This is a genomic window from Arthrobacter sp. P1_A5 (assembly GCF_056406825.1).
Window position 1 is genome coordinate 1 of the sequence record NZ_JBFTZL010000179.1, and the last position, 7,645, is coordinate 7,645.

Genomic DNA, 7,645 nt, shown 5'->3' on the forward strand with positions numbered 1-7,645 from the left:
TGGGTGGGGTTTGGGTGAGGCTAGTTGGGCCGGCAGCGCGGAAATCAGGCGGGGGTGTGGGCCGCGGCGAGGGAAGCGAGCGTGGAGACCAGGAGCCGGCGTTCCACCACCTTGATGCGCTCGTGCAGGGATTCCTCGCTCTCGCCGTCCCCGACCGCCACGGCTTCCTGCGCGATGATGGGGCCCGTGTCCACCCCGGCGTCGGCCCAGTGCACCGTGCAGCCGGTGACTTTCACGCCGTAGGCCAGCGCGTCGCGGACACCGTGGGCGCCGGGGAAGGACGGCAGCAGCGCCGGGTGCGTGTTGAGGTATTTGCCGCCAAACGCGTCGATGAAGTCGGCGCTGACAATCCGCATGAAGCCCGAGGACACCACCACATCCGGGGCGAAGCCGGCGACGGCCTCGGTCAGGGCCGCGTCCCAGGCCGCCCTGTCCGGGTAGGCCTTGAAGTCCACTACAAACGTGGGAATCCCGGCGGCGGCGGAGCGTTCCACCCCGAACGTCCCCGGCCGGTCGGCGCCGACGGCGGCGATCTCGACGTCGAGCGCGCCGGACTTCACGGCATCGATTACTGCCTGGAGGTTGGAGCCGGTGCCGGAAACGAGGACAACTATGCGCATGGTCCTAGCTTATGGGGCCGCTCGCGTAAGCTGGAAAACATGAATCCCCCCACGGAATCCGGCAGCGGCCAGTCCGACCGGCAACCGGTCGGCCAGGCAGCACAAGATTCCGCACGGCTGACGCACACCCTGTTCCGGCTGTTCGTCATCGCGGTCCTGGGCTCGTTCTTCGTCTTCCAGCTCGACGTGGGTTACGTGTGGCTGACGGCGCTGCTCACGGTGGCGGGGATCGTGCTGGGCATCGTGGTCCTGGTCCGGGCGGTGAAATACAAGGAATCGCGGCTGGTTCTGTACGGCGCGATATCCGGACTGGTGGTGTCGGCGGTGATGCTGCTGGTGGTCCTGGCCTCGACACTGTTCTTCAACCAGATCCGCGATTACCAGCAGTGCGTCCGCTACGCCCTGACGCAGCAGGCAACCTCGGAATGCAGGACGCAACTGGAGAAGTCCCTGCCGAGGCAGCTGCCCACGCAGCTGCGCTAGCAGCCGAACCCACACTCCGGGCTAGCGGCTGCTGACCGTCTCCAGGTCTGCCTCGCGCAGCTTCTGCTGGCGTTCCAGCCACGGTCCGGCCGCGTAGCCGATCATGACGCCGATCCCGACCTCCGCGGCCACGAACAGTGCCGTGCGCAGCGGGTCGGGCCCGATCTCCGTCAGCCGACCGATGCCGGCAGAACCGCGGGCCAGCCAGGCGAGCCCCGCCGCGAGCAGCCCGGCGACGGAGCCGATCACCGCGCCCAGCACCAGGGTGGAGGCGGCGGCGGTAAACCAGCGGGCCCGGATCTTGATGGACAGCCATTCATCGAAGTGGTTTTCGCCTTCGCGCAGGAACCACCAGCCGGCCAGCGCCCCGGCCAGCGCCGGCACCACCAGGGCCACGAAGCCGAAGTCGAGGGACCCGGCCGGCAGTGCGGCGAACACCGGAACGGACGGCAGCGGCCCGACGGCGGTCCCAAGCGGTCCGGCCAGCGACCCGACGCCCAGGGCGAACCCCGCGCCGGAGATCCAGGCCAAGGCAAAGACGACGAGGTTGGGYAGGAAGCCGAGCTGCACGATGGTGAGGACACCGCCGCCCATGGCGCCGGCGTCGAGCCCTTCATAAACGGCGACCACAAGGTTCCAGTGGATGAAGAGGTCAACGGCCAGCAGCGCGGCGGACATCGCCAGGCTCGCCATCAGCGCCACCGAGCCTGCCTTGATGGCCGAACCCAGATAGGACCCGGCCCAACGCGAGTGCTGGCTGGTACGGGACAGCCAGGCCACTGCGTCGACGCCGATCAGCCGGCTCCACGACCCGGCCTCGCGGCGCGCACCCACCACCATGCCGAGCCCGAACGGGACGAGGGGAATGAACGCGGCGGCCCACAGGCTGATGCCGACGTCGGCCGTGCGGCAGACGAAGCCCGTCGCAATCCCGAATCCGGCATACGCCAGCCAGGAGCCGAGCAGCGCCTGCCAGAGCTGGTCCGTATATGAGGCGCGGGCAAGGCGCCGTCCGGCGCGCCAGGCGAGYAGGAACGGGATGAGGGCCAGGCCCAGCGGAATGAGCGAGAGCGTCCCGGATTCCGGCTGCGCGGCGGACCCGGCACCGGCGGTGTCCAGCAGCAGGGGCACGCCGTGGATCAGCAGCCAGGCCTGGCCGGCCAGGCGCGCCAGGACATCGAATCCGTCATGCTGGAATCCGGCCGTGGCCCAGACCATGACGATCGGGGCCACCACCACGAGGGCGGAAATGACGGCGGCCTGGGCGGACTCGAGGGCACCCTGCAGCCACAGGGGCATGGGAAGGCCACGTTGTCCGGTCTGATCAGCGCGCAGTTTCATCGAGATCCATGGTGCCACGGGCCCGGCACCCGGCCGGTTTCCGACAGGCACATTGGCCGGATCCGCCGGATTTGCCGTCGGGGGCCCCCGGCGCTTTTTGCACACCCCGGTCGTAAAATTGTAAATGTCCGCAATCAGTGGTTGGAGGCAGATAATGACTACCGCATCTCCTCATGCGCACGGCGTTCATTTTGGTCGGACAGATGTACAGAACGTCGGCATGGGTGCAGGTATCGTCCTGATCGTCGTGGGCATCTTGGGGTTCATCCCCGGCATCACTACGAATTACAGCGAACTGAGGTTCTTCGGGCCCGATTCCAAGGCCCTGTTCCTGGGCCTGTTCCAGGTGTCGATGTTGCTGAACATCGTTCAGCTCGCGATCGGCGCCACCGGCCTGACCATGTCCCGGACTGCCATGGGCGCCCGGAATTTCCTCATGGGCTCCGGTCTGCTGTACATCGTCCTTAGCATTTACGGTTTCATCGTCGGCGTGGATTCGGCGGCCAACTTCCTGTCGCTGAACACCATGGACACTTGGGCCTTTATGGTGATGGGCGTAGTAATGGCCGGCGCAGGCTGGCTGATGACAAGGCACCTGGAAGAAGACGTAAAGACCCGGTCATCAACCCCCGGGACATAGGGAGCCGCGAATGAGTAACGTTTCATAGTATTCAGAAAATTCGTACTACCTGCTGGTGCAGTGGTTTAGCGGAAACGCGGCCGCTGCACCAGCTTTCTGTGTGGCGTCTGGGGCTGCCCGAMGGCGGAGCCTCCCGGCACGCCGGAAGGCCGGGACTTTGTGAGTCCCGGCCTTCCGTGATGCCCTGCCGCTGCCGTTGCCGCCGGTGATGATGCGGGTGCCGCGGCGGCTCGTTAGCTTGCGTGTTCCTGAACGCGGGGCGGAACTGTGTCCCACTCCGTTTCGGTGGCACGCATCCAGGGAAAGGGCAGCAGTTCCTTGATCCGGACCTTGCCCACCTCGCCCCCGGCATCGACCAGTACAGATGTCTCGGTTCCGTAAGAACGCAGCAGCTCCCGGCAGAGGCCGCACGGGTTGGTGACCTGGGGGTGTCCCTGCCCGTCCATGCTGACGGCTACCACGGAGTGGATTGCTGGCTCCTGGGCCATGCGGGCATTGGCGAGGGCGCTGGATTCGGCGCACACGTTGATGCGCTTGGCGCCAATGTGCAGTCCGAGATAGATGGCCCCCGATTCACCGCGCATGGCRGCAGCCACCCGGTGGTTCTCGTTGTGGTGGGCGGTGAGCAACAGCGCGCGCGCTGCCTCGTAAAGCTCCACGTCGGAGGCGTCGAGATCAAAGGAGATCACGTTTGCCTGCAAGCCGTTTGTGTCCGGGCGACTGGCGTCCATGAGGGTTCCCACTTTCCGTTCCTGCTTACCRCTGTTCTTGCGTGCCTGTGTTCTGGCCTGGCTGTTTTGGTAACTGGCTGTTTTCGTAACCGGCCGTGGTCGTGGCCGGCTGCGTGCTCTACCGGCCGATGAAGATGCCGTTCTTCTTCCGGGCGAGCAGGTAGAAGAMGATGCTGAGCGCCGACAGGACGGCCACGTAAACGGGGAAGATCCAAGAGGCGTTCATGGACTGGAGCCAGACCAGGAGGTAGGAGGCCGTGCCACCGAAGAGGGCGACGCCCAGGCCGTAGCCGAGCGCGGTGCCGGCGCCGCGGCAACCCTTCGGCATCAGGGAGCTGGTGACCACGTTGTACAGGGTCATGTTCAGGACCAGCACAACCGAGCCGCCGAGGAGGACGGCCGCGAAGCCGGCGATGCCGGGCTTGACGTACATCAGCATCAGGAACACGGACGGAATGGCCAGGGCACGGGTGATCAGGAACCACTTGGACATCGACTTGCCGTCAGCGACCTTGCTGATGATGAGGCTGCCGACAACCAGCACGACGCCGAGGATGGTGGTGAGCGCGAAGACGGCGGTTGCGTCCTCCTTGAAGCCGGTGCGGGCCGCCGTCGGGAGGCCGGTGTTCCAGGCGTAGTTGTAGGCCTGCGCCGCGCCGACGACGAAGGTGATGGCCAGGACGCTGAGCCAGTGCTTGCGCACTCCACCCCAGACGGTCTTGGCGGAGTTGTTCGCCAGTTCTTCCGGCCTCATGGTTTCCGGAAGCGTCCGGCGGAGGTAGACAACGACGAAGCCGAAGGCTGCGCCGACGATGAACGGCACACGCCATCCCCAGTCGGCCATGACGGCCCCACCGAGCATCAGGGACGAGAGGTAGCTGACCAGCGAGGCGAGCAGGATGCCTGCGTTGACGTAGAAGGAGATGATGCCGGCGACAAAGCCCTCGCGTCCTTCGGGGACGAGTTCGACGGCGTGGGCGGTGGACAGCGGAGCTTCGACACCGGTGGAGATGCCCTGAACGATGCGGCAGACCAGCAGGATGACGCCGGCCGCGGGGCCAATCTGGTCATAGGTCGGCGACACGGCAATGATCAGGGTGGTGATCGCCATCATCATGATGGACCAGAGCATTACCCGCCGTCGTCCGATCCTGTCGGCGAAGGTCCCGAGCAGGATGCCGCCCAGCGGACGGAACGCGAAGCCGACGGCAAAGACTGCCAGCGCGCTCAGCGTCGCGGCAACGGGGTCCTGCGACGGGAAGAACTTGGGTCCGATGAAGGCCGACAGCAGGCCGAAGACCATCCAGTCGTACCATTCCAGGGTGTTTCCAAGTCCAAGGCCGAGCAGTCCCCGGCGGACTTCCGGAGATAGCCGGGACTTGCGGCCGGTCTCCAGGTCAGTCTTGACGACAGTGTCAGTCATGATTCCTTTTTCCTTCCCCCGCACTTTCGGGGTGCGTGAGGGTACGGATTGCCGGCGGGCACCCCCGTTGGGGTCGCCGGCAATCGAAACTATCGTTTGGCTTGGTCCGCGGGCGGGACCGGCTCGCCACATGGGAGGCGAGTTAGCCCAGATAGCTACGCATGCCTCTTCGTAGCGCTTGAATGCAAACGGGCCATCCAGCTCGGCAACAAGGAACTGGTCCCTGGTGACCGGCCAACATCGTGCTCTGCGGATGGCTTGGCAGATGTCACGGCAGCTTTGCTTAAGGAAAGGAACGGGTTCGCGGGTCGGATGCACCTTCCGCCAGAAGGCTGTGCACCCTAACCTGTTTGAAGCATTCCTGCCCAAAGTGTTGCGGCTCACACAACTATATTGAAGATCTTCACAGAGTCAATGGTTTTCGGAGAAGTCCCGTCCGCCCGCGGCGGGCCGGGCCCAGGCCGGATCACAAAGCCCCACGTCAGGCGCAGATTCAGTCCGGAACCGTAAAAATATTCAGCAAAACCTTGATTCGCTAAAAGTTTTCACTATAGTTATGTGTGTTAGCTCACCAAGAGAGAGTCGGAGCATGACCAACGAAATCGTCACGGGACATTCCCCCGCCGGCACAAGCGTCCTTCTTGCCACCGTCGGCAACAAGGTCCGCAACATGCGCAAGGACAAAGGAATGACCCTCGCGAAGCTCTCGGAAGTCACTGGCCTCAGCCCGGCGATCGTCAGCCAGATCGAACGCGGCCTGGCCAATCCCTCTTTCACCACCTTGGCGCAGCTGGCACACGGCCTGGACATTCCGGTGGGGAAGTTCTTCCTCGGACAGGAGGAAACCAGGTCCCCCGTGGTCCGCAAGGCCGAGCGGCGGAACCTCAAGGGCGTCACCAAGAAGTCCGTAGGTGAAGCAGTCTACGAACTGCTCACCCCGGACCTCAACGGTGCGCTGGAGGCCCAATGGATCGTGAGTCCGCCAGGCCACGACACCAGCGCCACTCCTTTCCGGCACAGCGGCGAGGAATTCGGCATCGTGCTCTCCGGCCGGAAGGACATCTTCCTGGACGGCGAGAAGTACACCCTGGAAGAAGGCGATTCGATCACCTTCTCCTCGGATACGCCCCACTGGTACAAGAACAGCTACGAAGAGGTCTGCGTAGCAATCTGGGTTAACGCACCTCACGCGTGGTGATCCGCCGGCCCTAGCCGCCGTCACCCTTTCTCCGGTCCGGACGCCTCTTCTATACCGCGGTGTCCGCCGGAACCCCTCCAACAGCCCGCACCACGGCCCGCAACCGGCCGCGATGCGTCATACCCTCTGCCGGGTCGATTTCGCGGTCAGCGTTGCCGCGTTACTGCCGGGCACCGTCTTCTACGTCACCGGCACCGTTCCAACGGCACCCGTTCCCACGGCACGCCTCTAACGGCACTTCGGCCGAAACAGTAAGGATCCCCCATGAACCCGTCCACAGCCATGTCGTCGCTGGAACTCAGCACCACCACGGCGGACCTCACCGCCCCTGTCATCTCCCGCTCCGACGTCCTCGTCGTCGGCGGTGGCCCCGCAGGCGTGGCCGCAGCCGTCACCGCGGCCCGCTCGGGCGCCTCTGTCACGCTGCTGGAACGCTACTCCGCCCTGGGCGGCCTCGCCTCCGGCGGCATGGTCCTGGTGCTCGATGACATGATCAACGGCCAGGAAATCACGGTCACCGGCATCGTCTCCGAGTACGTCGAGCGGCTGCAGAAGCTGGGCCTGGCGATCGTCCCGCCGGCCGATGACCGCAAGACCTCCGAGGAACTGTGGAACAAGTGGGGCCGCTACGGCACCTTCGACTTCCACTCCCACACCACCCCCAAGCCCGTCTGCTACGCCGCCGCCTTCGACCCGGACGGCTGGAAGCGTGTCTCCAACGACCTCGTCCGCGAGGCCGGCGTCAACCTGCGCCTGCACTCCTGGTTCTCCCGCCCCATCGTGGACAACGGCGTCATGAAGGGCGTCATCTGCGAGACCAAATCCGGCCCGCAGGCCTTCATGGCCGACATCGTCATCGACACCACCGGCGACATCGACGTCGCCTCCCGGGCCGGCGCCAGCTACGTCAAGGACAGCTACCTCACCACGCTCGTCTTCCGCCTGGGCAACGTGGACACCAACGCCGCGGAGGCCTTCGAACAGGCCAACCCGAAGGAAGCCCGCGCCATCAACCGCAAGATCAAGCGCCTCCTCGGCGGCGCCTGGGAACTGTGGTGGCTCAAGACCCCCATCGACGGCGTCGTCTGGTGCAACGCACCCCACATGACCGGGTTCGACGGCGTCGACCCGGCGGACATGACGGCCGCCGAGTTCGCCGCGCGGGACCGCATCACCGAGGCCGTGGACTACGTCCGCGCCAACCTGCCC

8 protein-coding genes are annotated in these 7,645 nt (G+C 65.4%); 4 read left to right on the top strand and 4 right to left on the bottom strand.

Annotated elements, in window-relative coordinates:
* Window positions 1-44: 44 nt before the first annotated feature.
* Window positions 45-620 carry a phosphoribosylglycinamide formyltransferase gene (gene purN, locus AC1D1S_RS17595; protein ID WP_028277307.1) on the bottom strand — a complete coding sequence of 192 codons (576 nt, stop codon included), beginning with the start codon at window positions 618-620 and terminating at the stop codon, window positions 45-47.
* Window positions 621-659: 39 nt separating this feature from the next.
* On the opposite strand from purN, the gene AC1D1S_RS17600 reads away from it, so the two are divergent.
* Complete coding sequence (locus tag AC1D1S_RS17600; protein WP_243180256.1) at window positions 660-1,103, top strand: hypothetical protein; 444 nt, start codon at window positions 660-662, stop codon at window positions 1,101-1,103.
* 21 nt (window positions 1,104-1,124) lie between these two features.
* Here AC1D1S_RS17600 and AC1D1S_RS17605 read toward each other — a convergent pair whose 3' ends face one another.
* A complete protein-coding gene (locus tag AC1D1S_RS17605) occupies window positions 1,125-2,444 on the bottom strand; it encodes a cell division protein PerM (RefSeq protein WP_476995056.1) in 1,320 nt (439 codons plus the stop codon).
* A gap of 220 nt (window positions 2,445-2,664) precedes the next feature.
* Between AC1D1S_RS17605 and AC1D1S_RS17610 the strand changes: the two genes are divergently transcribed.
* Window positions 2,665-3,084 (top strand): DUF4383 domain-containing protein, encoded by a 420-nt coding sequence (locus AC1D1S_RS17610; protein ID WP_243180267.1) that lies wholly within the window; start codon window positions 2,665-2,667, stop codon window positions 3,082-3,084.
* 233 nt (window positions 3,085-3,317) lie between these two features.
* On the opposite strand, the gene AC1D1S_RS17615 is transcribed toward AC1D1S_RS17610, so the two are convergent.
* A complete protein-coding gene (locus AC1D1S_RS17615) occupies window positions 3,318-3,827 on the bottom strand; it encodes a cytidine/deoxycytidylate deaminase family protein (RefSeq protein ID WP_476995057.1) in 510 nt (169 codons plus the stop codon).
* A gap of 106 nt (window positions 3,828-3,933) precedes the next feature.
* A complete protein-coding gene (locus tag AC1D1S_RS17620; RefSeq protein ID WP_476995058.1) occupies window positions 3,934-5,238 on the bottom strand; it encodes an MFS transporter in 1,305 nt (434 codons plus the stop codon).
* A 589-nt stretch (window positions 5,239-5,827) separates the two neighbouring features.
* Between AC1D1S_RS17620 and AC1D1S_RS17625 the strand changes: the two genes are divergently transcribed.
* Both AC1D1S_RS17625 and AC1D1S_RS17630 read left to right on the top strand, forming a co-directional pair.
* On the top strand, window positions 5,828-6,436 hold the full coding sequence (locus tag AC1D1S_RS17625; protein WP_028277301.1) for a helix-turn-helix domain-containing protein: 609 nt from the start codon (window positions 5,828-5,830) through the stop codon (window positions 6,434-6,436).
* A 264-nt stretch (window positions 6,437-6,700) separates the two neighbouring features.
* Window positions 6,701-7,645, top strand: a 945-nt coding sequence (locus AC1D1S_RS17630) for an FAD-dependent oxidoreductase (RefSeq protein ID WP_476995059.1), incomplete at its 3' end; no start/stop codon positions are given.

Excerpts from the sequence above, each read along its gene's own strand:
- purN (WP_028277307.1), bottom strand. The coding sequence starts at position 620 with ATGCGCATAGTTGTCCTCGTTTCCGGCACCGGCTCCAACCTCCAGGCA.
- AC1D1S_RS17600 (WP_243180256.1), top strand. The coding sequence starts at position 660 with ATGAATCCCCCCACGGAATCCGGCAGCGGCCAGTCCGACCGGCAACCG.
- AC1D1S_RS17610 (WP_243180267.1), top strand. The coding sequence starts at position 2,665 with ATGGGTGCAGGTATCGTCCTGATCGTCGTGGGCATCTTGGGGTTCATC.
- AC1D1S_RS17625 (WP_028277301.1), top strand. The coding sequence starts at position 5,828 with ATGACCAACGAAATCGTCACGGGACATTCCCCCGCCGGCACAAGCGTC.